Below are 23440 nucleotides of genomic sequence, written 5' to 3' on the forward strand. Positions count from 1 at the left end.
ATCGCGCCCCCTCACGTCACGGGCCCTCAGGTCACGCTTCCCCAGGTCACTGGCCTTCAGGTTGCCGTCGCTTCGGTGATCGTCGCCCAGCCTACGCCCGGGCAGGCTCAACCCGGCTGCACATCCAGCGTGATGGACGTGAAGCTGGCCTCATCCGCAGCGGGCTCTTCCTTCTTGTTGCCGCCTTGCTGCTTGCCGCCGGTCATGTCGTTCTGCAGACGCCAGAGCAGGTTGGTCGGCGAGTCGGCGAAGGCCAGGCCTTCCTCGCGGGTGATGACACCGGTGTTGATGAGCTGGGCGAAGTGTTCCTCGAAGCTCTGGGAGCCTTCGGCGATGGACTTTTCCATCGCTTCCTTCACGCCGGCGAAGTCACCTTGCTCGATCAGCTCGGAAATCAGCTTGGTATTGAGCAGGATTTCGATGGCAGGCACCCGACCGCCCTGGGTGGAGCGCAGCAGACGCTGGGACACCACGGCTTTCAGGCCGGCGCCCAGGTCGTTCAGCATGGCCGGACGGGACTCCGGCGTGTAGAACGACATGATCCGGTTGAGCGCGTGATAGCTGTTGTTGCCGTGCAGGGTGGCCAGCACCAGGTGGCCGGACAGGGCGTAGGAGATGGCCGCGGTCATGGTGTCGCGGTCCCGGATTTCGCCGATCAGGATGCAGTCCGGCGCCTGGCGCAGGGCGTTTTTCAGGGCGACCTGCAGCGTGGCGGTGTCTCGGCCGACCTCACGCTGGTTCACCAGCGAGCGCTTGTTGGCGAACAGGTATTCAACGGGGTCCTCGATGGTGAGGATGTGGCCGGTCATCGTCTGGTTGCGATGCTCCAGCATGGAGGCCAGCGTGGTGCTCTTGCCGGTGCCGGTGGCGCCGACCATCAGGATCAGGCCCCGCTTTTCGGTCACCAGCTTGCCCAGGATGCCGGGCAGGCCCAGGCTGTCCAGGGACGGGATGACGTGCGGGATGTGCCGGAAAACGGCGGCGATGGAGCCGCGCTGGCGAAAACCCGACAGCCGGAAGCTGCCGACCTTGGGGATGGAGACTGCCAGGTTGAGCTCGCCAGTCTGGTCGAGTTCCGCGAGGTGCTGCGGGTCGATGACTTCGGCGATCAGCTGCTTGGGCTGGGTGGGCGTGAGCAACTGGTCGGACACCTGGACCATCTGCCCGTTGATCTTGATCAACACCGGCATGTTGGCCGACAGATAGGTATCGGACGCGCCCTTTTCGGCCATCAAGCGGAGGATCCGCTCCATATTCCCAGTGCTCATGAGTCCCTTCCCAGCGGCCAGTGGCCTGAATCCGACATTATCGAATTTGTATCACCGCCCGCTGGCCTCCCCATTTGAAAAAGGAGGTAATTTTTGGCCGGGCCCAGCGCGGGGGCACGTGCGGGGACACGTGCGCAAGCAGGCGCGGGCCTGGCCGGGGCCTCAAGCCCGGAGCAGCTCGTTGATGGAGGTCTTGGCGCGGGTGCCGGCGTCCACCTTCTTGACGATGATGGCGGCGTAGAGGCTGTACTTGCCGTCATTCTTGGGCAGCGAGCCGCTGATCACGACCGAGCCGGCCGGCACGCGGCCATAGGTGACCGTGTCGGTCTCGCGGTCGTAGATCGGGGTGCTCTGGCCGATGTACACGCCCATGGAGATGACGGAGTTCTCTTCCACGATCACGCCCTCGACGATTTCGGAACGGGCGCCGATGAAGCAGTTGTCCTCGATGATCGTCGGGTTGGCCTGCAGCGGCTCCAGCACGCCGCCGATGCCCACGCCGCCGCTCAGGTGCACGTTCTTGCCGATCTGGGCGCAGGAGCCGACGGTGGCCCAGGTGTCCACCATCGTGCCTTCATCCACATAGGCGCCGATGTTCACGTAGGACGGCATCAGCACCACGTTGCGGGCCATGAAGCTGCCGCGGCGAGCCACCGCCGGCGGCACCACGCGCACGCCGGTGGCACGCAGCTGCTCGTCGCTCATGCCGCCGAACTTGGTGGGCACCTTGTCGAAGAAGGTCATGTCGCCCGCGCCCATCTGGCGGTTGTCATTCAGGCGGAAGGACAGCAGCACCGCCTTCTTCACCCACTGGTGCACCGTCCAGTCGCCCACGCTCTTGCGCTCGGCCACGCGCAGCGTGCCAGCGTCCAGGCCCGCCAGCACTTCGTCCACGGCGCGGCGCACGTCCGGCGCATTGGCGGGGTTGAGGTTGGCGCGGCCTTCCCAGGCCAGGTCGATGATGGATTGCAGATCTTGCGTCATGGTGTGTCGTCAGTCAGAAGTGGAGGGGCTGGCGAAGGCAACGAGCGTTCGGTCTCAGGCTCGGCATGCTGAAGGCCTGCATCGGCCCCCGGGTGCCCCGCGCCAGCGGGAAGTCAGTCAATCGTTGGAGAACCGCGCCCGGGTGTAGGCCACGATCCGCTCCGCGGCTTCCAGGCATTCCGCCTGCTCGGCCACCAAGGCCAGGCGCACCCGTCCGGCACCCGGATTGATGCCATGCGCGTCACGGGCCAGCAGGCTGCCCGGCAGGACGCCCACATTGTATTGAGCCAGCAGTCCCTGGGCGAAGCCGATGTCGTCGCCATCGGGCACGCCCGCCCAGAGGTAGAACCCGGCGTCGGGCAGCGCCACGTCCAGCACCTGCGCCAGCAGCGGCGTCACGGCGGCGAACTTGGCCCGGTACTGGGCGCGGTTCTCCACCACATGCTGCTCATCGTTCCATGCCGCCACGCTGGCCGCCTGGACCATCGGGCTCATGGCGCTGCCATGGTAGGTGCGATAGAGCAGGAAACGCTTGATCCAGGCCGCATCCCCGGCCACGAAGCCGGAGCGCATGCCCGGCACGTTGGAGCGCTTGGACAGGCTGCTCAAGGCGATCAGGTTGCGGAAGTCCGGGCGGCCCAGCTGCACCGCGGCCTGAAGGCCGGACAAGGGCGCCGCATCCGGCCCTTCGCGGAAGTAGATCTCCGAATAACACTCGTCGGAAGCGATGACGAAGCCGAATCGGTCGCTCAGCTCGAACAGCGTCTTCCACTCCGACAGCGGCATCACCGCCCCGGTGGGATTGCCCGGCGAGCAGACGTAGAGCAGCTGGGTGCGGGCCCAGGTCGCCTCGTCGATCTGCGACCAATCGGCCGCGAAATTGCGTGCCGGATCGGAATTGGCGAATGCGGGCGTGGCGCCGGCCAGCAGGGCCGCGCCTTCATAGATCTGATAGAACGGATTCGGGCAGACCACGGTGGCGCCGGGCCGGGTGGGGTCGATCACCACCTGGGCCAGCGAGAACAGCGCCTCGCGCGAGCCGATGACCGGCAGGATCTGCGTGGCCGGGTCCACCGTCAGGTCGTAGCGCCGCTGGATCCAGCCGGCGATGGCCTCGCGAAGGGCCGGTGTGCCCAGGGTGCTCGGGTAGTTGGACAGGCCCTTGAGATTGGCCATCAAGGCCTCTTCCACCAGCTTGGGCGCGGGATGGCGAGGTTCGCCCAGGCCCAGCGAGATGTGGGCCAGGTCCGGATTGGGGACGATGTCTTGCGTCAGGGCGCGCAGGCGTTCGAACGGGTAGGGGTTCAGGAGCGCCAGGCGGGGGTTGACCGGGGTGGTGGTCGACATAGCTGCTGGGGTGTCAGTGATCGGCGAATCATAGTGGGGCGGCGGGTCGGCGCAGCGGGTTTGAGGGCGTGCGGCGGCCGTCTGGCTTACTTGGTTGGGCAACCGTGGGTTGCTGGGCGCGGGGCGGGTGGTCCGTCTCCATGAAACGCCGATGAAACGACCATGAAACGCCCATCCCGGACAGTGCAGGCATTCCAAAAATCCAGGCCCGCGCCTTTGGCGACGCAGGCTGACCGCCATGACACCGAAGAGACACTTGCCGGACCAGGGGCGCTCCCGGAGCGACCGCCCCAGCGAAACGTTGCAGACGCAGCAGACGCAGCAGACGCCCGATGCGCCTGAAACGAACACGACCATCACCGCGAACACGGCGAAGCCGGAACTGCAGGCGCCGGCGCCGCTGAAGGGCGTCCCCGGTGACTTCGCCGTCACCCGCTGGATCGATGCGCTGGGCCTCACGCTCACCGACGCGTTCCTGCGCATGATGCCCCGCGCCGTCCTCGCCGCCACGGTCCTGACCCTGGCCGCCTGCGGCGGTGGCTCGGGCAATGGGTCCTCGAACACCGCCGGCCCGGATGCCGGCGGTGGCCCCAGCGGCAGTGCCGGCCCGACGGCCGACCAACGCATCAGTGCCGCCCTCACGGCGGGCGACCCCAGTGGCCTGACCAGCGCCGACGCGCCCACGCTGCTGGAGCGGGCGATTGCCGAAGCAACCAGCCGTCGCCAGTCCGAGCTGGCCGTGCTCTCCGCCGTCTATGGCGACGGCAGCGCGCCCCTGGACCTGAGCTTCAACCTCGGCACCAACAGCGCCAGCATCACGCCGCTGAGTTCCACCACGGCGGTGTCCACCCTCCGGTCGGACAACGGCAACGGCTTGGCTGCCGTGGTGGTGGACGGCAAGGGTCGCGGGCTGGCCTACGGCGCCGACGTGCTGCAGTGGATGTCCGCCACCACCAAGGAGCAGCAGCACTACCCGCTGTTCCTGCGCAGCTTCCGCTGGCTGATGACCGGCAGCGGCAGTGCCGCGCTGCCGACCAGCCTCAAGTTCGCCACCGCCGGCTACAACGCCACCACGGTCAAGAACTTCCTCACCCGCGCCGGCGTGACCGGTGAAGCCGTTGACTGCGCCGTGGCCGATCCGGCCAACACCTGCTGGAGCAGCGCCGACCTGATCGTGCTGGGCGGCAGCGTGCCTGCTTCCACCGGACTGACCGCGCTGGTCCGCAGCTACCTGGCCGGCGGCAAGGCGGTGGTCTACATGCATCCGAACTGGGGCCAGTCGGCCGGCGGTTCTCAGGTGCTGGCCGGACTGGGCATGAAGCTGGGCGGATATCCCGGCAATTACTTTGCCGCCGCCGCCGGCGTGTCGGTCTCCGGCAGTCGCACCCCGGCGCAGGTGCTGGCCGCCAAGACGATGCTGAGTGAACTGCCCACCTCGCTCAAGCTGCTGCAGAGCAGTGCCCCCGCGCTGGACCTCAAGGCAGACAGCTCCGCGCTCACGCCGTTCAAGGACTTCCTCGGTGAGCTGGGCAACCTGCAGAGCACCGGCCAGCCGATCTTCAATGACGACGCGCGTTTCCTGCTGCACCGCCTGTTGGTGCTGTGGGCCGATCAGCAGCGTCCGGACCTGAGCTACGGCAAGGTGAGCCGCAGCGATGCCGCCGCTTTCCTGCGCACTTACGCGGCGGATGCCTTCCAGTGGTTCGCCCGCAGCAACACCAAGGCCGCCACGGCGGGGCAGGGCGACTACATGCCGGCCAGTGCCCAGACCCTGACGCCCAGCACCACGGCCGAGGAGTTGCGCATCACCCTGCCGCAGGCCAGCGGCACGACGCTGATCGGCCGCGGCGCCTTGCCGGCGCGCGGCGTGCAGGTGGAAGTGGTGGATGCCGCGGGCGCGACGCTGGGTCTGCAGACCAGCCTGCTGCGCACCTGGGGCAATCCGCTGACCGATGAAGCGGATACCTATGCCCGGCCGCTGCGTCCGCACTCCTTCAACATTCCGCTGAGCACCACCGGGGTGACGGCCTTCGTGTCGCCCAACGGCGGTCCGTTGATGCTGAGCTACAGCGGCGCCACGCCGAACACCGTGGTCACGCTGCGCATCAAGGGCGTCACGCGGTATGCCCATTTCGACTACACCACCGCGATGAGCGACGCCGATGTCGCCGACGCCGTCGCCGCGCTCAATGCCGGCACCTACGGCTGGCAGACCACCAAGGTGGTGGGCGGGGAGGTGCAGCAGATCATGGCCTATGCCAAGAGCACCATCGGCACGCTGGCTCCGTCGGACTACGCCAACATCCACATCCGGGATGGGCTCTTCATGAGCAACCACCTGGCCAATGGCTACAACGATGCCGGCCTGAGTGCCAAGGTGGCGAGCCTGTGCGGCAGCTTCGGCTGGACCTGCAATGGCCCGGTGCACGACACACCGTCGGTGCAGCATTTCGTGGGCTGGATCGCCACCTGCGGCTACCTGTGTTCCGGCAATCCGATCGACGGTTATGCCGGCATCGGCCTGGGCTGGGGCTATGCGCACGAGCTGGGTCACAACACGGTGCAGCGGGTGATGCGCATCGTGCCGGAGGGCACCACCGGCTGCAGCACCGAATGCGACAACAACATCCTGGCCAGCGCCACCGCCTTGCGGGCGTATGCGCTGTGGGGCCGGGAGATCAGCAGCGGCCATCCGCTGGACCATGCGGGGCTGTATGCCGCCATCAAGGCCAACCGCGCCAGCGGCCTGAGCGGTGATGCCCTGGTGGCGGACCAGACCCGCCGCATCTGGAACGACAGCTCGCAGGACGTGATGCGGTCGGTGCACTTCCAGCTGGCCTTCCTCTTCAGCAAGACCCGCAGCGGCCTGAACCAGCCGACGCTGGACAGCACGATGGACTTCTTCGCACTGCTGACCAAGGGAGACCGGCTGGTGAGCAAGTCCTTCAGCGCGGCCTCGGCGGCCAGCTACGGCATGGGGCGCTACACCAGCAACAGCATCACCAACCACGACCTGCTGTATGTGCTGAGCTCCCGCATCATCGGGCAGGATCTGCGCAAGGTGTTCTGGATGTATGGGCTCCCGCTGAGCGACACGGCGCTGGGCTCGGTGGCTGACCTCAATCTGCCGATGGCCTCACGCAGCTTCTATGCGCTGCCGGCGGGGAAACACAACCAGCTGGCCACCGGGCAGTGGCTGGATGTGGAGAGCAGTCAGCCGGCGTGGCCGTACTGAGCGTACGGAGCCTACGGAGCGTGCGGAGCCTGAGGACCGTACGCAGCGTACCGACCGTACGTAGGCCGACTCAAAGCCAGTGCCGGCACCCCGGGGCGCCGCACTGGCAAGCCAGCCGGCCCTCGTGATGGGTGAGGCCGTAATCGACAGTGAGCTCCTCGCCGTCGGCAATGTCCCGGATCGCCAGGAACTGCACTTCACCGTCCTCCACCTGGATGCGCGCATTGGGCGCGCAGCTGTGATTGGTGAAGCGCAGGGCGTCCTGGGACCGGCTGGCATCGATGGCGCGCGCTGGCGACAACTCCACCAGCATCAGCCGCCCCCCGGCCTGGGCGCGTCGCCGCGCTTCCGCCACGGTGATCGACTCGCCGGTGAGCTGCCCCAGCCGCTGGCCCGCATGAATCGCCTGCTGCGCAAACACACCGTAGCCGTCGATGCGGCTGCGCCGCAGCGTCACGGCCACGTCGGTGTTGCGGGCGTCAAATTGCAGGGCCATCAGGGGCAGATCAGCGCAGCAGCCCCGACTCGAAGCTGTGCGACGGGATGTCCACGGCCGGCAGCGGCTTCCAGCCTTTCTTGCGGTGCTCGGCCACCACGTTCGTGTAGATGCCGCCCCGCACATACCACTTGGCGGTGATGCGGATGTAGCGAGGCTTGGTGACCTTCACGATGTCGTCCAGGATGGTGTTGGTCACCTTCTCGTGGAACGCGCCTTCGTTGCGGTAGCTCCAGAAATACATCTTCAGGCTCTTGAGCTCGACGCAGTACTCATCCGCGATCATGTCGATCGTGAAGTGGGCGAAGTCGGGCTGGCCGGTCAGCGGGCAGTGGCAGGTGAACTCGGGCACCTGGAACTGGATCACATAGTCCCGCTCGGGCGCCGGATTGGGGAAGACGTGGATCTCCTTGCTCGGGGCGCTGGGCGGGTTGGGCGGCATCTCGCGCATCTTGGGCTGGGCAGCCGGCTTGCCCTTGTTGGCACCCTTGGCTTCGCTCGCGGTCGGCTTCAGGGCTGCGTTGCGTTCGGCTTTCGGCGCAGGCTTGCTGTCCGTCGAGGCGGCAGCGGAGGAGGTCTTGGCGGAAGTGGTCTTGGCCATGGTCTTGTACGGGGGAAAAAAGCGGCTCACGGTGTGGCCGGCAGGTGCAGGGGGCGATGGTATCATCCGGCGCGAAACAAGCGCCCCGCACAGGGGCGTTTCCACAATCAAATCAAAGGCTTAGGCATCTTCCATCCCGATGCGACTGAACTCGATCAAGCTCTCGGGCTTCAAGTCCTTCGCCGACCCGACCAACTTTCAGTTGCCGGGGCAACTGGTGGGCGTGGTGGGGCCCAATGGTTGCGGCAAGTCCAACATCATGGACGCCGTCCGCTGGGTGCTGGGCGAAAGCAAGGCCAGCGAACTGCGTGGGGAATCCATGCAGGACGTCATCTTCAACGGCTCGGGCAACCGCAAGCCCGCCAGCCGCTCCAGCGTCGAGCTGGTGTTCGACAACACCAGCGCCCGCGCCGGCGGGCAGTGGAACCAGTTCACCGAGATTGCCGTCAAGCGGGTGCTGACCCGGGACGGCACCAGCAGCTACTTCATCAACAACCAGCCGGTGCGTCGCCGTGACGTGCAGGACGTGTTCCTGGGCACGGGCCTGGGCCCGCGCGCCTACGCCATCATCGGCCAGGGCACCATCAGCCGGATCATCGAGTCCAAGCCGGAAGAGCTGCGGATGTTCCTGGAGGAAGCCGCTGGCGTCAGCAAGTACAAGGAACGCCGCCGCGAGACGGAGAACCGCCTCAAGGACACCCGCGAGAACATGACCCGGGTGGAGGACATCCTCCGCGAGCTCAACAGCAACCTCGAAAAACTCGAGCGCCAGGCCGAGATCGCCGCCAGCTACCGATCGCTCCAGGACCAGGGCACGCTGAAGCTGCACCAGCTGTGGTTCCTGAAACACCGGGACGCCTCCGGCGAAGCCACCCGCGTCAAGACCGAGCATGCCGAGGCGGTCAATGCGCTGGAAGCCCGCATGGCCGAGCTGCGCCATCTGGAAGCCGAGCTGGAAACCATCCGCCAGGCCCACTATGCCGCTGGTGACGACCTGCATGCCGCCCAGGGCCGTATGGCCGAGGCGCAGCTGGAAGTGAGCCGTCTGGAAGAGCGCATCCGCTATGTGGTGGAAGGCCGCCAGCGGCTGGAGCAGCGGCTGGTGGAACTGCAGACCCAGAACCAGCAGTGGCAGGAACGCGCCGAACAGGCTCAGTTGGAACTGGACGAGGTGGCTGGCCAGATCGCCCAGGCGGAAGAGCAGAGCGAGATCCTCGCTGCCCAGGCCGAAGACCAGGCGATGAAGCTGCCCGAGGTCGAGGACCAGGTGCGCGCCGCCCAGGCCCGCGCCAACGAGCAGCGCAGCCAGGTGGCCCAGGTGCAGCAGCAGATCCAGGTGCTGGCGGCGGAAAGCCGCAGCGTGGACGAGCAACTGCGTGGCCTGCGGGCCCGTCGCGACCGTCTGGCCCAGGAGCGCCAGGGCCTGGCCGCGCCGCAGCAGGACAAGCTGGAGGAGGTGCGCCGACTGAGTGCCGCTGCCGATGAACAGCAGGCCGTGGCCGACGCTCGTCTGTCCGAGCTGGCCGAAGCCGTGCCGCAGGCTGACGAGCACCGCCAGGCTGCCCAGCAGGAAGCCCAGACGCAGGCCGCACGGCTGACCGACATCGCCGCCCGCCTGGCCGCCTTGCGGGCGCTGCAGGAGAAGGTCCAGACCGAAGGCAAGCTCAAGCCGTGGCTGGCCCGGCACGGCCTGCAGGACCTGCAGGGACTGTGGACCCAGCTGCACATCACCCAGGGGTGGGAAAACGCCCTGGAGGCCGCGCTGCGCGAGCGCATGGGCGCCTTGTCCGTGGGCCGTCTGGAGACGGTGCAGGCCTTCGTGCAGGACCCGCCACCCGCCCGCCTGGCCTTCTATGCCGCGCCGCAGGGCGAGATCAGCAACACCCACCGCGCCCTGTCGCCGCTGACCGACCTGCTCAAGCTGGAGTCGCCGGGCCTGCGGGCGCTGATGAACGACTGGCTGGAAGGCATCTACACCGCCGAATCCATCGCCCAGGCGCTGGCGGACCGTCCCAAGCTCAGCCACGGCGAGGTCATCATGACCCGCGAAGGCCATGCGGTCAGCCAGTTCGCGGTCAGCTTCTATGCGGCCGACAGCGAAACCGCCGGCCTGCTGGCCCGCGCCCAGGAGATCGAGCAACTGGCGCTGGAACAGCGGGCCCAGACCCTGATCAGCGACGAAGCGCGGGCCCAGGCCATCCGTGCCGAAGCGGCCTATACCGATGCCGCCCAGCGCCTGTCGGTGCTGCGCCGCGAGGCCAGCGAGACCCAGGCCCGTGCCCATCAACTGCAGGTGGAACTGCTGCGCCTGACGCAGCAGACCGAAGCGGCCCTGTCCCGCCGCAGCCAGCTCGACGAAGAACTGGCGGACATCGACGCCCAGCAGGAAGGCCTGATGGAGCGGCGCATGGAAGGCGAGGCCCGCTTCGAGGAGCTGGACCTGCAACTGGCCACCACCCAGGAGCGCCATGCCGAGCTGGACGAAGCCGTCATCCAGGCCGAGCGCAAGCTGACCGAAGCGCGTGAACAGCAGCGGGTGCTGGAGCGCCGCGCGCAGGAAGCGGTGTTCAGCGCCCGGGCGCTGGCGGCCAAGCGCGGGGAGCTGCAGCGCAGCATCGAGACCTCGCGCCAGCAGGTGCAGGTCAACGAGCAGACCATCCAGAACATGGGCCGCGAACGCGAGGAACTCGACGACGCCGCCGCCCAGGCCGGTCTGCAGGAAGCGCTGGCGCTCAAGATGGAGCGCGAAGCGGCGCTGGCCACGGTGCGCGCGGCGTATGACGACCTGAGCCTGCGTTTGAAGCGCGGCGAAGAGCAGCGCCTGGGCATCGAACGGGCGCTGGAGCCGATGCGCGAGCGCATCACCCGGCTGCAACTGGATGAGCAGGCAGCGGCATTGGGCGGCCAGCAGTTCATGGAACAGCTGGTGGCGGCCAATGTGGACCTGGAAGCGCTGGCCAAGACGATCGAGGACGGGGGCGTGAAGCTCTACGGCCTGCAGGGCGAGATCGACCGCATCAACCGCGAGATCGCCGCGCTGGGCGCGGTCAACCTGGCGGCCCTGGACGAGCTGGGCGCTGCGCGCGAGCGCAAGACCTTCCTGGACTCTCAATACGCCGACCTGACCAACGCCATCACGACGCTGGAAGACGCCATCCACAAGATCGACCTGGAAACCCGCGACCTGCTGGGCACGACCTTCCAGCAGGTCAATGAGCATTTCGGGCGGATGTTCCCCAGCCTGTTCGGCGGCGGCCAGGCCAAGCTGGTGATGACCGGCGACGAGATCCTGGACGCTGGCGTGCAGGTGATGGCCCAGCCCCCGGGCAAGAAAAACAGCACCATCCATCTGCTGTCCGGCGGCGAGAAGGCGCTGACGGCGATTGCGCTGGTGTTTGCCATCTTCCAGCTGAATCCGGCGCCGTTCTGCCTGCTGGACGAGGTGGACGCGCCGCTGGACGATGCCAACACTGAGCGTTATGCGCGGCTGGTGTCGGAAATGAGCAAGGTGACGCAGTTCCTCTTCATCTCCCACAACAAGATTGCGATGGAAATGGCCAAGCAGCTGATCGGGGTGACGATGCAGGAACAAGGGGTGTCTCGCATCGTGGCGGTGGACATGGAGTCTGCCCTGGCCATGGCGGAGCAGTGACCCTCCCATGAACAAGATGTCCCGGGTGATGAGGCACAGCGACAGGGCGAGGGATCGCCGGCCCGCCCTCCGGGAGACGGAGACAATGACGTCATGACGACCGACTGGAGCCTTACCGCCATGCTGGCCGCCCTGGGCGGCGTGGTGCTGGCGGGTGTCCTCGCCCAAGGTTGGTGGAGCGCCCGGCGCGCCGGCCCTAAGCGGGCTGCGCCCAAGGGGGCGCCGGTGGACCGGCACGAGCCCAGCCTGGGCGGCGCTGCCGGCGCAGCGGCGGCCGACGGCACGCCCGCGGACCCGCTGCCCGACCTGCGGACCCTGGATGAAACCGTGCCCGCCGTGGCGCGCACCCGCAAGACCTCCACCCGCATCGATGCGCTGATCGATGCGCTGGCCACGGTCACGCCGGAAGCCCCGGTGAGCGGGGAGATGGCGTTGTCCCACCTGCCGGGCAGCCGGCGTGCGGGGACCAAGCCGTTCCAGATCGAAGGCTTGAATGCGGCCACCGGTGACTGGGAGCTGCCGCAACCCGGCCAGCGTTATTCGGAGTTCCAGGCGGGGCTGCAGATGGCCAACCGCAGCGGGGCGCTCAACGAGATTGAATATTCGGAGTTCATCCAGAAGGTGCAGGGCTTTGCCGATGGCCTGGGCGCCATGGTCGAGTTCCCGGACATGTTGGATGTGGTGGCCCGCGCCCGTGAGCTGGATCAGTTCGCCGCCAGCCACGATGCGCAACTGGCCATCCGGCTGAAGGCCAAGGGCGCGGCCTGGACGCTGGGGTTCGTGCAGCAGGGCGCGCTGCGTCATGGGTTTGTGCCGGGCTCGATGCCGGGCCGGCTGGTGCTGCCGGCGCCGGAGGAGGGCGCGCCGCCCGTGCTGGCGCTGCAGTTCGATGCCCAGGCGGCGCTGGCGGACGACCCGCAGGCGTCGTCCCTGCGGGAGCTGACGCTGGCGCTGGATGTGCTGCAGACGCCGGAGGCGCAGGAGCCGTTTGCGGTGTGGCAGGAATCGGCGCGCCAACTGGCCAGGGACTTCGAGGCGGACATCTGTGACGACCGCGGGCAGGTGCTGAACCTGCATGCGTTCCAGGCCATTGGGCAGGAACTGGCGACGCTGTACAAGGCGCTGGCCGCGCGGGACCTGGCGGCGGGGTCGCCGGTGGCGAGGCGGCTCTTTAGTTGAGGCTAGGGCCACCAGTCGCTGATGACGGCTCAACATCAAGCTTCAAGGGGCTGCAAGAGCCAACCCTTATCACGGAAGCGGCCTCTCTCTCGAAGAAGGTGCGGCTTTCCTTGCTTTTCGCCATTGGGTTGGTCGTGACGTCCCCGCTCGTGGCTCAGCTTCGTTGACAAGTATCCGAAGTGAAAGAGACTCTCAAAATCGCCGCTCTTGGACTGCTGGCCGCAGCCGTGTCGGCCTGTTTCTTTTTCCTTGCCGGGACTTCATTGGCTCAGGGTTACGTGACGGTCGGTAAGGCAAGGTCAGTGATCTACACGTATGCGGAATCGCCCGTCGCGTTCAGCCTCGCAGTGGGAGGCATGCTTGTTTTCGCAACGGCCGTACTTGCCGCATGCCTCCTGATCGCTTTCGCACTTGTCGCCGCACCGAGGGCAATACGGGCGCGGCTGCTGCGGGAGCGATTGTTGGAGGTGGCAAACAAAAGCATCTTCGGCGTGCGCACCAGCATGCGTTGGCTCCTTGCTTGCTTCGTCGTCGCGCTGGGCGCGCTGGGCATCGCAGCAGCCTTCGGTGTGTAGAACCGTTTGAAAGCTGGCTACGACGTTGAGACCACCGGGAGTCGCACAGTATTTTCCTCGAGGAACGAGAAGGGATCCGGTCCCGTTTACGGAGCCTTCCCTGGCGTGGGCGCAACGCTGCCGGGTTCAGCAGGCAGATGCGGCCGGCCCCGCGATGCGTCGGTGCTGAGCGACTGCAAGAGGGCGGCGCGGCCCGCGTTGAGAAACTCATCCGCGAGCGGGGAGTCATCCGGGCAGGCACGAGACAGCACCAGCGCCCCAACGGCTTGCGAGAGCGTGTTCAAGATCTTGTTCCGGGTTTCGTCAGCGTCCGGCTGGTCGCGTCCGTCCGAGCCCGCTGATCCTTCGGATCCCTCCGCGCGGAGCGCTGATTCCCTGTTGGCGCTGAATGCCGCGATCAGGGACTCAATGCCCGCCGCAAAAGCAGCCTTCACCGTGTCAGGCTGACGCGCCGCATCGCCGGCAAGGGCGGCCATCGTGCACCCGGTGGCACGGCCGTCCCGGTGCTCCCGCGACAGGTACTGCGCGACGAAGGAGGCGGCATCCAGTCCTCCCTCGGTCATCGCGACCGTCTGCGCAATGCCGCACGCCGTCGATTCCGCAATCAGATCGGTCTTGGAACCGAACTGCTTGTAGAAGCCGCCGTGCGTGAACCCGGCCGCCGCCATCAGGTCGGCCACACCCACACCGTCATAACCACGTTCTCGAAACAGCTGGGAAGCCGTCTCGACCACGCGGGCGCGGTTGGCCTGCGCCTGAGCTTTCGTGACCTTCATCCTGTTGTGCTCCGAGTTGTTTCGCCTTGGGGGAATTCTATATTGATGTTGGTCATCATCAAATCCTTGACTTTAAAGATTACGTACATCATCATTGGGGCACTCCAACCCTTTTGAAGGTCATCCTCCATGTCCACCCAGCCCACTCTCCGTCCTGCTGTCCTCATCACCGGCGCCTCCAGCGGCATCGGCGCCGTCTATGCGGAACGCTTCGCCCGGCGCGGTCATGACCTCGTCCTGGTCGCCCGTGACAAGTCGCGCCTGGATGCCCTTGCTGCTCGCCTGAGCGAAACGCACGGTGTGAAGATCGATGTGTTGCAGGCCGACCTGACGCAGCCGGCCGACCTGGAAGCGGTCGAGGCGCGGCTGCGTTCGGACGCACGCATTGGCGTCCTGATCAACAACGCAGGCATGGCGCAGACCGGTGCTTTCGTCCAGCAAGGCGCCCAAGCGATCGACACGCTGATCGATCTCAACACCACAGCCGTGACGCGCCTGGCGGCCGCCATCGCGCCGCGTCTGGTGGAGGCCGGCGCAGGCTCCATCGTGAACATCGGCTCTGTGGTGGGCCTGGCGCCTGAACTCGGCATGACGGTCTATGGCGCGACCAAGGCGTTTGTGTTGTTCCTGTCGCAAGGCCTGCAGCTCGAACTCTCACCCAAGGGCATCTACGTGCAAGCCGTGCTGCCGGCAGCCACCCGCACGGAGATCTGGGAGCGTGCCGGCATGGACGTCAACAGCCTGCCCGAGGTCATGGATGTCGAAGAACTGGTCGATGCGGCCTTGATCGGTTACGACCGCCGCGAGCCGGTCACCATTCCGCCGCTGCATGTGGCGGCCCGCTGGGATGCCCTGGACGGTGCGCGGCAGGGGCTGCTCTCCGACATCCGCCAGGCCCATGCCGCTGAGCGCTACCAAGCCAAGGCCTGAACGCCCTCGATACCGCCCTAGGAACGCTCGCCATGCCAGCTCCTCTTATGAGCCCGAACGTTGCAACGCAAGCCGTTGACGCCGGCGGCGTCCGGCGCACTGCAAGGCACACCATGAAAGCATTTCTCCTGGAACGCTATGGCAAGAAGCGCCCGCTGCGGGGCGCGGATGTCCCGCTGCCGGAACTCCGCGAGGGCGAAGTTCTGGTCGAGGTGCATGCTGCTGGCGTCAACCTGATCGACGCCAAGATCAGAGACGGTGAATTCAAGCTGATCCTGCCTTACCGCCTGCCCACGGCCCTGGGCCACGACGTGGCCGGCGTCGTCGTGAAGGTCGGTCCGGGCGCGCGGCAGTTCAAGGTGGGGGACGAGGTCTATGCGCGGGTGGACGACTTCCGGATCGGGACTTTTGCTGAGTTCGTGCCTGTCCAGGAGGCTTCGTTGGCGCCCAAGCCGAAGAACCTCACCATGGAAGAGGCCGCTTCCATCCCGCTGGTGGGTCTGACGGCATGGCAGACCCTGGTCGAAAGGGCTGGACTGCAGCGTGGGCAGAAGGTCTTCATTCAGGCGGGTTCGGGGGGCGTCGGCACCTTCGCCATTCAGTTGGCCAAGCACCTGGGGGCCACGGTGGCCACGACCACGAGCGCGGGTAACACGGCGCTGGTCAAAGGGCTGGGTGCCGACGTTGTGGTCGACTACAGGACGCAGGACTTCGAAGAGGTCCTGCGCGACTACGACGTCGTGCTCAACAGCCAGGATGGCAAGACGCTTGCGAAGTCGCTAAACGTGCTCAAGCAGGGCGGGAGGCTGATTTCGATCTCGGGCCCGCCAGACCCGGACTTTGCTGCCGAACACTCGTATCCCGGCTTCCTCCGCTTTGTGATGCGCCTGCTGAGCATGGGCATCCGGCGCAAATCCAGGCGCCGGGAGGTGCGTTACTCGTTCCTGTTCATGAGGGCGAACGGGGCTCAGTTGCGCGAGATCACCCGGCTCATTGAACGGGGGGCGATTCGCCCGGTGATCGACCGGACATTCCCGTTTTCATCGACGAATGAGGCCCTGTCGTACGTGGAGTCCGGACGAGCCAAGGGGAAGGTGGTTATCAAGGTGAAGTGACGCGCATTGCGCGGGTCGGCTTCGTTGGTGGGACGGTCAGGCAGCGTCGTAGCTTTGCCGGTAGGCGGGCTCATCAGGGACAGGCGAGATGTGCAGGATGAGCGTGGCTCGCAAGTCCACAGAGGGATGGTGCGCGAGGTTTTTGCAGAACCAGAAGACCTCTCCCAGGGACTCGTCGTCGTGCCAACTGGTCATGACGAACCTGTTTTCAGGAATCTTGCCGAACTCGTACTTCTCCAGGTTGGCTTCGTCAATCGCCGTATCCCAATAAGTACCCTGGAGACCCCAGGCCATGGCGAAAAGGCAGCCGCCGTCGACAAGCCATTCACTGACGGCTGACATCCAGTCGGGGCTGACCATCACTTCCGCAGCGACAACCGCACGGAAGGGCTGGCTGAAAGGATGCGGGGGCAGTGGCGCTTCCGGAGGGAGGTGAAGGTAGCGCAATGGGGCATTCATGGCGGAGAGCTTATCTGAAGGCGGTTGCTTGAGACCGGCTTCGCCACGCCTCGGCTGGTGTTGTCCAAGGTTCCCGCACCAGTTCCTGCTCAGTCATGCTGCCTGTGCATAGACCAACCTTCCATCGCGGTAGACCTTTGCGTCGTGATACGGGAAGACATGATGCCCGCAATGCTCCGTGAATACTGCGATAGCGCGCTTTGGTTCGCTGGCGATATGAAATGCCGACTCAAACTGCATCACAGAGCCGTCCATCAGCTCGATTCGTAGTTGACCTCCCGGGAACCCAAACCACGGCCGAACCTGTTGCAGAACATCGTCAACAGACCGTCCGAAATGCGCCGCGAGCTCGGACGCCCACTCGGTTTCGAGCTGCCGCGCTAAAGACGGAACTGGGTACATTCGCTTCAACTCTCTGATTCTTGCGTGGTGTAGTGGATGCGCAGGAACTGTAGCCGAGCGAGGTCCGCTTCGCTGCAGAGCCGACCCTCACCCGCTGCCAACCTTGGCTGGACACTGCCACTTCGCCCTGCCTTCGCGCGCAACCGTTATCCAAGGTCTGCGCATCAGCTCCCCCTCAGTCAAGCCCAGGCGACTGCCTCTCCTCCACCGGCAACGGCTGCCCCCCCGCCAACGCCTGAACCTGCCAATCCTCCCGCGCCGGATCAATATCCCGGAACGTCCTGGCCAACCCCCACTGCGCCTGCTGACGCACGGACGGATCCGCAATGCGCCGCACCAGATCCACGGCATCCTGAGGCGACTGCCGGGCCAGTTCATCCGCAGTCGCATGCTGCACGATGGACGCATCCAGCGCCGGGTTGACGCCTTGCGCGCGTATCCACGCCCGAGCCGCGAGCCCATCCATCGCCAGCCAGCGATTGAGCGCCTCCGTCATCAGCGGCCTCCCAATCGCAGGGGGCAGGGTGCTGGCAAACACAGTGGCGGAGCGTGCATCCTGATGCGCCCAGCGGTCATTGACCACGGCCAGAAGGTCGGCACCGCTGGTGCCCGTCACTCCAGCAATGCGCCCGGCCCGCCCGGCAGCCCACGCAGCGGCCTGTGTCGGTGCCGTCTCCGCCCAGCGGGCCAGCGTCGCCTCCGTCCAGCCGCTGCGCAGCGCGTCCTCCAATCCCGCTGCCTGATCCAGCGCCACCAACATCTCGTCGAATATCCGCCGCTGCCACAGCGGCTCCAGCAGGGGATCCACCAGCGCCTGTGCCCAGTCCGGACGTTGTGACGCCCACCGCAAGGCCAGTCGCCAGGCTGTCACTGGATCTTTGGCCATCATCGACAGCAGCAGCCCCTGGCAATCCGCCAACGCAACCCCGCAGCCCAAACTGCCCGCCACAGTCGCGCTGTCATCCGCCCGTGCGGTGGCGGACGCCAACTGCCGCCACGGGTCCTGGTAGGCATCCCCGGCCATCAGGACGCCGGAGGAGGGCGCGTCCTCGTCCGGGCTTCCCAAGATCCCGCTACTCACCCACCCCCCGATCACCACGGCCGCGGCCAGGCCGAGGCCCCACTGGAACCGACCACGGCGCGGCGGTTCCGGATCGGCCCCGGCAGGGAGGAAGTAGCTCCTCTGCGGTTTCATTTCAGGATGCAGGACCGCGCAATGTTGCTGCTGTTCGTGTCCTTGCCGGGCTCACTGCCCTTGCCGGTGCCCACATAGGTGATGCACTTGGGCTTGGAGCCGGAATAGACCAGGTCGGAGATGGTGGCCACGTCGTACTGCCCGGCGATGCCGGACTTGCTGTCGTAGCTGCTGTTCACCCCTACGCCACCGGCACTCACGGTGCCCATCCGCACGCCGGACACCGTCACCTTGCGGGCGTACTGCGTGGAGCAGTTGCCGCAGGAGCGGTAGAGCTTGCCGACGTTGTCCACGTAGAAGTCAGAGATGACCACCGTGCCGTCGCCGTTGTGCTGGAACACCTTGTCAGCGGCCTTGAACGCGGCGCCGCCGGAGATGGTCAGCTTGCTGGTGACGCCGCTGAGCTTGATCGCGGTGGCCGCGTCCTCGCCCACGTCAGCCCAGTAGACATTGGTGATGTTGCACTGGCCATAGCAGTGCACGCCATCAGCGCCGCCGGCGGCCAGGTTGGTGCCGCTGCCCAGCGACCCGTCCCCAATCACCACGTTTTTCACCGTGGCCCCATTGTTCAGCTTGAACATCGGAATCTGGCTTTCGCTCTGGGTGCCCTTCATGTTGGAAGCGGTGCCCACCAGGCAGACCCATTTCCCATAGACAACGGTCCCGTCCCAGGTGGTGCCCGCCGGCACCTCGATGGTGGCGCTGACGTTGACCTTGGTACAACTGGGCACGGTTCTCACGCCCGGAGCGGCCTGGGCCTGTGCGGCCAGGAAAAGCGCCACCAGGGCCAACACGGCATGCAGCAGCACGCCGAACGACACACGTTCAATCAATCGGTTCATGACAGTCCCTTGCAGAGATGGATGAAAGGTTCACCCGGGGAGGCGGGCTGGACGGAGTCCGCCGAGGCGGGGCTCGCATCCGGCAATCGCGGCGGGCCGTCAGGACCCGTCTGTCCGATCGATGGAAGAGGTGGCCGCTGCTTCGTCCCGCGCAGGGGGACGAGCAGGGAAAGTCTGAGGATCCAGGGTTCGCACGGACCAGGATGGCGGTCCGTGTGCCCTGGTGGTCCTGGTCCGCCGGTTGAGTCCGGCGTTGTCTCCTCGGGCCTGGCCATTGTGTTGACACCGGTACCGTGGGGCCACTGTAAGAGTTTGCAGGGGGTGGGGTGGTGCGGGATTTGCCGCGTGGGTGCGCCGTGCCTCGCGCACCCCGTCTGACGGAGCCTGCCTTCCATGCCCACTTCTCGAGCCAAATCCGCGGACAAATCCGCCGCCAAGTCGCCGACCCGGCCGCAGACCAGACCCAAGACCCGGGCCAAATCCCAATCCCGCACCCAATCCAAGGCGACGTCCCAGCCCGACGCCGCACCCGCCCCACGCCGCGCGATCTGGAAAGGCGCCATCAGCTTCGGACTGGTCCACGTGCCGGTGGCCCTGTACCCCGCCACCCGGGACGAGGAGGTGGACTTCGACTGGCTGGACAAACGCACCCTCGACCCGGTGGGCTACAAGCGCATCAACAAGCGCACCGGGCGTGAGATCGACAAGGAGCAGATCGTCAAGGGCGTCAAGCAGGAGAACGGCGACTACGTGGTGCTGAGCGAAGACGAGATCCGCCAGGCCTATCCCGCCACCACCCAGACGATCAACATCGAGACCTTCGTCCCGGCCGAGCAGATTTCCTTCGTCTACCTGGAGCGGCCCTACTACCTGGCGCCGGTGGGCAAGACGGCCAAGGTGTATGCGCTGCTGCGGGAGGCGATGGCGCAGGCAGGGCTGATCGCCGTGGCGCGGCTGGTCATCCACAGCAAGGAGCATCTGGCCGCGCTGCTGCCGGCCGGGCCGGCGCTGATGATCGGGCTGATGCGCTGGGCCAACGAGATCCGTCCCGCGCAAGACCTGGACCTCCCGGACGAAGGCGTCAGCGCCAACGGCATCAAACCGGCCGAGTTGAAGATGGCCCGGCAGTTGATCGAGGAGATGACCGCGGATTGGCGCCCGCAGGACTACCAGGACGAGTTCACTGTCGCCATCCGCAAACTGATCGAGCACAAGGTCAAGGCGGGGGAGGCGCAGTCGGTGGAGCCGCTGGAGGAGGCGCCGGCGCAAGCCGAGGGGAATGTGGTGGACCTGACCGATTTGCTCAAGCGCAGCCTCGGTGGAGGGAGGAAGCCGGCCAAACGGGCGTGATCCCGCCGGCTAAGCGCGGGCGCGCCATTTGCTGGTCGATTGCTCTGCCACCACGGAACTCGCCATGCCTTCCCGCGCCCAGACCGGGGCCGAAGCGCCCCTGAGCCGCTACATCGCCAAACGCAACTTCGCGGGCGGCACGTCCGAGCCCAAAGGCCGTGTGGTCCGTCGTCGCGCTAAGGAGGCGCTGAGTTTCGTCATCCAGAAGCACTGGGCCAGCCATCTGCATTACGACTTCCGGCTGGAGCTGGACGGGGTGCTGCTGAGTTGGGCGGTCCCCAAGGGGCCGTCGCTGGACCCCCGCCAGCGGCGCATGGCCGTGCAGGTGGAAGACCACCCGGTGGACTACGGCAGCTTCGAGGGCACCATCCCGCCCAAGCAGTACGGCGCCGGCGAGGTGATCATCTGGGACAACGGCACCTGGGAGCCGGTCGGCGACCCCAAGGCGGGGCTGCGCGACGGGAAGTTCGTTTTCCGGCTGCATGGCCAGAAGCTGGCGGGGCTCTGGCAACTGGTGCGCACCTCCAAGGGGGACGCCAAGCGGGAGCAATGGCTGCTCATCAAGAAGCACGACGCCTGGGAGCGCCCGCACGACGACTACGACGTGACGATGGAACTGCCGGACAGCGTGGTGGCCAAGCCGCTGGGGCGGGTGGAGGATCGGGAGTCGGCGGCGGGCAGCGCCCAGGCTTCGTCATCCGATGAAGCCTCCGTCCCAAGCGCTGATGCAGCGGCTGCGGACACTTCCGAACCGGACCTCTCCCGCGCTCGCAAGGCCCGGCAACCCGCCGAGATGTCGCCCCAACTGGCCACGCTGGTGTCCAGCACGCCGCCCGGCGAATGGATCAGCGAGGCGAAGCTCGACGGCTACCGCCTGATGACCCGCATTACCAAGGGCCGGGTCCAACTGATCACCCGGGGCGGCCACGACTGGACCGACCGCATGCCAACCCTGGCGAAGGCGCTGGCCGACCTGAACCTGGACTCCGCCTGGCTGGACGGCGAGGTGGTGGTGCTGGGGCCGGAAGGGGCTCCGGTATTCAATCTGCTGCAAAACGCCATCGGCCGATCGGGCCGGCCGGCCAGAGGCGGATCCGCCAGATCCGGTGCATCCAGCGGTGCCAAGCGTACCAACGCTGCCCACGGTACCAAGGCTGCCAACGCCGCTAACGGTACCAACGGTTCCAGCGGAGTCGCTGCGCCGGGCGAGGCGGACATCGTGTATTTCCTGTTCGACGTGCCCTACCTCCAGGGTCATGACCTGCGTGAGGTGCCACTGCGCGAGCGCCGCCGCGTGCTGCAGACCCTGCTGGCCGACCAGCCGGACGATCACCTGCGTTTCAGCGAAGCGCTGGAAGCGCCGCCCAACGAGATGCTGGCCGCCGCGTGCCAGATGCGGCTGGAAGGGCTGATCCTGAAGCGGCCGGACGCACCGTACGTCAGCACCCGAAGCGACACCTGGGTGAAGCTCAAGTGCCAGCTCCGGCAGGAGTTCGTGGTGGTCGGCTTCACGCCGCGAAGCGACGCCCCCAAGGGGCTGGGCAGCCTGCTGCTGGCCGTGCGGGACGACCAGGCTTCCGGGCGTGCGTCCAAAGGCGCCTCTGGCTGGCGTTACGCCGGTCGGGTGGGGACGGGATGGTCGCTGGCGCAGGGCGCGGCCTTGCGGGCACAGCTAGAGACTCTTGCCATCGACAAGCCCCTGTTTACCGCCGAAGACATCCAGCGCAGCCATTGGGCCCGCCGACCGGGTGGGGACGAGCACTGGGTGCGTCCGGACATGGTGGTGGAGGTGGCGTTTGCCGAATGGACCCCGGACGGCCACATCCGGCATGCAGCGTTTCAAGGGGTGCGGGAGGACAAACCCGCCGAGGAGATTGGAATGGAAGCAGCGAAAAGCCCGGAGGATGTTGGAAGCGGGGGCCGACGCGCCGGCTCGAAAACTTCGGCCAAGAGCTCCAAAACCTCAGCTCAACCTGCCTCCAAGACTGCGTCCCAGTCACCAGCCAAGCGCTCAGGCAAGGTGTCCACCCAGACCGCAGCCAGTGCCGCGGGCGAGTCCCGATCCAGCGCACGCGCCAGCAAGACCGCAGGCACATCGAGCCGCACATCCTCATCCCCCGCCAACAGCCAACTGCGCATCACCCACCCGGACCGCGTGATCGACGAAGCCTCCGGCGCCACCAAGATCCAGCTGGTGCGCTATTACGAAAGCGTGTCCGAATGGCTGCTGCCCCACCTGGACCAGCGTCCGCTGGCGCTGGTCCGTGCGCCCGACGGCGTGGGCGGACAGCTGTTCTTCCAGAAGCATGTGGAAGGCGACGACCTGATCGTGGTGCGCAACATGGCGCAGGTGCTCGAGTTCACGCAGCTCAACACCGTGGAGTTCCACACCTGGAACAGCCGCGCCGACAAGCTCGACAAACCCGACCGCATCGTCTTTGACCTGGACCCCGGCGAAGGCGTCAGCTTTGCGCAGGTGCGCGAAGGCGCCCAGTTGGTCCGCGCACTGCTGGAGGAGCTGCAGCTCAAGGCCTGGCTCAAGACCAGTGGCGGCAAGGGCCTGCATGTGGTGGTGCCGCTGACCCGCCGGGCCGATCACGACGCCTGCAAGGCCTTCAGTCACGCGGTGGTGGACCACCTGGCGGCCACGCTGCCCAAGCGCTTCTCGGCCAAGAGCGGTCCGCGCAACCGGGTGGGCAAGATCTTCGTGGACTACCTGCGCAATGGGGAAGGGCAGACCACGGCGGCGGCATTCTCGGTGCGGGCGCGTCCGGGCATGGGCGTGTCGATGCCGGTGGATTGGGACCAGTTGCCCGACCTCAAGGGGGGCGACCACTGGACGCTGCGGGACGCCCGGGACCACCTGAGTTTCGTCAAGCGCGACCCCTGGGCCGACTACTGGACCTGCCGGCAGACCCTCACAGCGGGTCTGCGAATGCTGCAAGCAGAGGACTGACCGCCGCTTGGTGCAAACCTGAATGCACGGGCCACGCCGCCTTGGCGCCATGCCAGGTGGCCGAGTGCCTGACGCCAG

At 66.6% G+C, this 23440-nt stretch carries 17 protein-coding genes; 8 read left to right on the forward strand and 9 right to left on the reverse strand.

Translation table 11 applies throughout. From position 1 onward, the window contains the following. Nucleotides 1–107: 107 nt before the first annotated feature. The 3 genes from DES44_RS11185 to dapC all read right to left on the reverse strand — a co-directional run bounded on the left by DES44_RS11185 (nucleotide 108) and on the right by dapC (nucleotide 3599). Nucleotides 108–1268 carry a PilT/PilU family type 4a pilus ATPase gene (locus DES44_RS11185; RefSeq protein ID WP_058935009.1) on the reverse strand — a complete coding sequence of 387 codons (1161 nt, stop codon included), beginning with the start codon at nucleotides 1266–1268 and terminating at the stop codon, nucleotides 108–110. A gap of 162 nt (nucleotides 1269–1430) precedes the next feature. After that, nucleotides 1431–2252 (reverse strand): 2,3,4,5-tetrahydropyridine-2,6-dicarboxylate N-succinyltransferase, encoded by an 822-nt coding sequence (dapD, locus tag DES44_RS11190; protein ID WP_058935010.1) that lies wholly within the window; start codon nucleotides 2250–2252, stop codon nucleotides 1431–1433. Between the two features lie 117 nt (nucleotides 2253–2369). Further along, complete coding sequence (dapC, locus tag DES44_RS11195; protein ID WP_058935011.1) at nucleotides 2370–3599, reverse strand: succinyldiaminopimelate transaminase; 1230 nt, start codon at nucleotides 3597–3599, stop codon at nucleotides 2370–2372. Nucleotides 3600–3837: 238 nt separating this feature from the next. Between dapC and DES44_RS11200 the strand changes: the two genes are divergently transcribed. Continuing rightward, nucleotides 3838–6834, forward strand: a complete 2997-nt coding sequence (locus tag DES44_RS11200; RefSeq protein WP_147307054.1) for an ImpA family metalloprotease — start codon at nucleotides 3838–3840, stop codon at nucleotides 6832–6834. A gap of 70 nt (nucleotides 6835–6904) precedes the next feature. Here the strand turns inward: DES44_RS11200 and DES44_RS11205 are convergent, their stop codons facing one another. Both DES44_RS11205 and queF read right to left on the reverse strand, forming a co-directional pair. After that, a complete protein-coding gene (locus DES44_RS11205) occupies nucleotides 6905–7330 on the reverse strand; it encodes an SET domain-containing protein (protein ID WP_198164948.1) in 426 nt (141 codons plus the stop codon). A 10-nt stretch (nucleotides 7331–7340) separates the two neighbouring features. Further along, nucleotides 7341–7772 carry a preQ(1) synthase gene (gene queF / locus DES44_RS11210; RefSeq protein ID WP_058937390.1) on the reverse strand — a complete coding sequence of 144 codons (432 nt, stop codon included), beginning with the start codon at nucleotides 7770–7772 and terminating at the stop codon, nucleotides 7341–7343. Between the two features lie 298 nt (nucleotides 7773–8070). Between queF and smc the strand changes: the two genes are divergently transcribed. From smc to DES44_RS11225, 3 genes are all read left to right on the forward strand, one after another. Further along, nucleotides 8071–11583, forward strand: coding sequence for a chromosome segregation protein SMC (smc, locus tag DES44_RS11215; protein WP_058935013.1), 3513 nt, complete (start codon nucleotides 8071–8073; stop codon nucleotides 11581–11583). Between the two features lie 93 nt (nucleotides 11584–11676). Beyond that, the gene (locus DES44_RS11220) at nucleotides 11677–12762 is read left to right on the forward strand and encodes a hypothetical protein (RefSeq protein ID WP_058935014.1); all 1086 of its coding nucleotides are present in this window, start codon (nucleotides 11677–11679) and stop codon (nucleotides 12760–12762) included. A gap of 179 nt (nucleotides 12763–12941) precedes the next feature. Next, entirely contained in the window at nucleotides 12942–13337 is a 396-nt protein-coding gene (locus tag DES44_RS11225) for a hypothetical protein (RefSeq protein ID WP_058935015.1), read from the forward strand. Nucleotides 13338–13423: 86 nt separating this feature from the next. On the opposite strand, the gene DES44_RS11230 is transcribed toward DES44_RS11225, so the two are convergent. After that, nucleotides 13424–14113: a TetR/AcrR family transcriptional regulator gene (locus DES44_RS11230; protein WP_058935016.1), complete on the reverse strand. Its 690-nt coding sequence runs from the start codon at nucleotides 14111–14113 to the stop codon at nucleotides 13424–13426. Nucleotides 14114–14242: 129 nt separating this feature from the next. Between DES44_RS11230 and DES44_RS11235 the strand changes: the two genes are divergently transcribed. Both DES44_RS11235 and DES44_RS11240 read left to right on the forward strand, forming a co-directional pair. Then, nucleotides 14243–15043, forward strand: coding sequence for an SDR family NAD(P)-dependent oxidoreductase (locus tag DES44_RS11235; protein WP_058935017.1), 801 nt, complete (start codon nucleotides 14243–14245; stop codon nucleotides 15041–15043). A 113-nt stretch (nucleotides 15044–15156) separates the two neighbouring features. After that, complete coding sequence (locus tag DES44_RS11240) at nucleotides 15157–16158, forward strand: NADP-dependent oxidoreductase (RefSeq protein ID WP_058935018.1); 1002 nt, start codon at nucleotides 15157–15159, stop codon at nucleotides 16156–16158. 36 nt (nucleotides 16159–16194) lie between these two features. On the opposite strand, the gene DES44_RS11245 is transcribed toward DES44_RS11240, so the two are convergent. From DES44_RS11245 to DES44_RS11260, 3 genes are all read right to left on the reverse strand, one after another. After that, nucleotides 16195–16617 (reverse strand): DUF7684 family protein, encoded by a 423-nt coding sequence (locus tag DES44_RS11245; protein WP_147307055.1) that lies wholly within the window; start codon nucleotides 16615–16617, stop codon nucleotides 16195–16197. Between the two features lie 577 nt (nucleotides 16618–17194). Next, nucleotides 17195–18214, reverse strand: a complete 1020-nt coding sequence (locus tag DES44_RS11255) for a hypothetical protein (protein ID WP_058935021.1) — start codon at nucleotides 18212–18214, stop codon at nucleotides 17195–17197. Then, nucleotides 18211–19056, reverse strand: coding sequence for a pectate lyase (locus DES44_RS11260; RefSeq protein WP_083525556.1), 846 nt, complete (start codon nucleotides 19054–19056; stop codon nucleotides 18211–18213). Before DES44_RS11260 ends, DES44_RS11255 begins: the two co-directional genes overlap by 4 nt. Before the next feature lie 393 nt (nucleotides 19057–19449). Here DES44_RS11260 and ku point away from each other — a divergent pair, with 393 nt between their 5' ends. Both ku and ligD read left to right on the forward strand, forming a co-directional pair. Further along, nucleotides 19450–20406 (forward strand): non-homologous end joining protein Ku, encoded by a 957-nt coding sequence (ku, locus tag DES44_RS11265; RefSeq protein ID WP_083525557.1) that lies wholly within the window; start codon nucleotides 19450–19452, stop codon nucleotides 20404–20406. A 64-nt stretch (nucleotides 20407–20470) separates the two neighbouring features. Beyond that, on the forward strand, nucleotides 20471–23362 hold the full coding sequence (ligD, locus tag DES44_RS11270) for a DNA ligase D (protein ID WP_058935023.1): 2892 nt from the start codon (nucleotides 20471–20473) through the stop codon (nucleotides 23360–23362). Nucleotides 23363–23440: the final 78 nt, after the last annotated feature.

Origin of the sequence: Roseateles depolymerans, from assembly GCF_003387155.1 — a bacterium.
Lineage (GTDB): Bacteria > Pseudomonadota > Gammaproteobacteria > Burkholderiales > Burkholderiaceae_C > Roseateles > Roseateles depolymerans.

Coding starts and splice junctions, on each gene's coding strand:
- DES44_RS11220 (WP_058935014.1), top strand. CDS start 11,677: ATGACGACCGACTGGAGCCTTACCGCCATGCTGGCCGCCCTGGGCGGC.
- DES44_RS11205 (WP_198164948.1), bottom strand. CDS start 7,330: ATGGCCCTGCAATTTGACGCCCGCAACACCGACGTGGCCGTGACGCTG.
- DES44_RS11230 (WP_058935016.1), bottom strand. CDS start 14,113: ATGAAGGTCACGAAAGCTCAGGCGCAGGCCAACCGCGCCCGCGTGGTC.
- queF (WP_058937390.1), bottom strand. CDS start 7,772: ATGCCGCCCAACCCGCCCAGCGCCCCGAGCAAGGAGATCCACGTCTTC.
- DES44_RS11260 (WP_083525556.1), bottom strand. CDS start 19,056: ATGAACCGATTGATTGAACGTGTGTCGTTCGGCGTGCTGCTGCATGCC.
- smc (WP_058935013.1), top strand. CDS start 8,071: ATGCGACTGAACTCGATCAAGCTCTCGGGCTTCAAGTCCTTCGCCGAC.
- ku (WP_083525557.1), top strand. CDS start 19,450: ATGCCCACTTCTCGAGCCAAATCCGCGGACAAATCCGCCGCCAAGTCG.
- DES44_RS11185 (WP_058935009.1), bottom strand. CDS start 1,268: ATGAGCACTGGGAATATGGAGCGGATCCTCCGCTTGATGGCCGAAAAG.
- dapC (WP_058935011.1), bottom strand. CDS start 3,599: ATGTCGACCACCACCCCGGTCAACCCCCGCCTGGCGCTCCTGAACCCC.
- dapD (WP_058935010.1), bottom strand. CDS start 2,252: ATGACGCAAGATCTGCAATCCATCATCGACCTGGCCTGGGAAGGCCGC.
- DES44_RS11200 (WP_147307054.1), top strand. CDS start 3,838: ATGACACCGAAGAGACACTTGCCGGACCAGGGGCGCTCCCGGAGCGAC.
- DES44_RS11240 (WP_058935018.1), top strand. CDS start 15,157: ATGAAAGCATTTCTCCTGGAACGCTATGGCAAGAAGCGCCCGCTGCGG.
- DES44_RS11255 (WP_058935021.1), bottom strand. CDS start 18,214: ATGAAACCGCAGAGGAGCTACTTCCTCCCTGCCGGGGCCGATCCGGAA.
- ligD (WP_058935023.1), top strand. CDS start 20,471: ATGCCTTCCCGCGCCCAGACCGGGGCCGAAGCGCCCCTGAGCCGCTAC.
- DES44_RS11235 (WP_058935017.1), top strand. CDS start 14,243: ATGTCCACCCAGCCCACTCTCCGTCCTGCTGTCCTCATCACCGGCGCC.
- DES44_RS11245 (WP_147307055.1), bottom strand. CDS start 16,617: ATGAATGCCCCATTGCGCTACCTTCACCTCCCTCCGGAAGCGCCACTG.